Below are 1,035 nucleotides of genomic sequence, written 5' to 3'. Positions count from 1 at the left end.
GCGGGCCGGGCGGAGCGCCGGGCGGCAGGGCGCTGCGGCCCGGGTGGGAGGGCCGCTGACCACCATCGACCACCGCTGCCAGGAGGACACGATGCCGGAACCGGTCGTCGTCGACGCGATGGGCGGGGACCACGGGCCCGCCGAGACCGTCAGGGGAGCCGTGCGCGCGCTGCGGGAGCACGGCGTGCCGGTGCTGCTCGTCGGCCGGGCCGAGGAGGTCCGCCGGGAGCTCATGCGGCACGGCGCCTCCGGTGAGATCGAGGTGGTCCACGCCGAGGAGGTCGTCCCGATGGGGGAGCGGGGCGCGGAGGCGCTCGCCGGCGCCTCCAGCATCGCGGTCGGCTGCGAGCTGCTGAGCCGGGGCGCCGGGGCGGCCTTCGTCTCGGCCGGCTCCACCGGGGCGGTCGTCTCATGCGCGATCCGGAGCGTCGGCCGGGCCGAGAGCGTGCTCCGGCCCGCCCTGGCCATCGCGCTGCCCCAGGTCACCGGCGGCTCGAGCGTGCTGCTCGACGCCGGGGCCACCGCCGATCCCACCCCGGAGATGGTCGCCGGGTTCGCGCTCCTGGGCACCTCCTACGCCCGGCTCGTGCTCGGTACGGCCGAGCCCTCGGTGGGCCTGCTCTCGATCGGCTCCGAACCGGGCAAGGGCAACCGGCTGACCCGCAGGACCGAGGAGCTGCTCCGGCGGCTGCCGCTGCGCTTCCACGGCACCGTCGAGGGCCACGACGTGCTGGCGGGCGTCGTCGACGTGATCGTCACCGACGGCTTCACCGGCAACGTCGTGCTCAAGAACGTCGAGGGGGCGGTCAGGACGACCCTGGCCATGATCGCGCGTGCCGGGATCGCCCGGCCGGAGGAGCTGCGGGAGGTCGCCGGCCGCTACGACCCCGAGACGCACGGGGGAGCCGCACTGCTCGGGCTGAGCCGTACCGTCGTCGTCGCGCACGGCTCCTCGCGCGCCCACACGATCGCGCGGGCGTGCGTGGTGGCTCGCAACCTCGCCCCCGGGCGCCGGCCCGTTCGTGCTCGCCCTGC

General features: G+C 76.5%; 1 protein-coding gene. It reads left to right on the top strand.

Translation table 11 applies throughout. From position 1 onward, the window contains the following. Positions 1–1,035: phosphate acyltransferase PlsX (gene plsX, locus ACWJ6R_RS36940; RefSeq protein WP_449066641.1), on the top strand; the 1,035-nt coding region annotated here is incomplete at both ends.

The sequence above is a fragment of the Planomonospora algeriensis genome (assembly GCF_977012225.1).
Note: the sequence above shows the minus strand (reverse complement) of the source record. Positions and strands in the feature narration are given on the sequence as shown.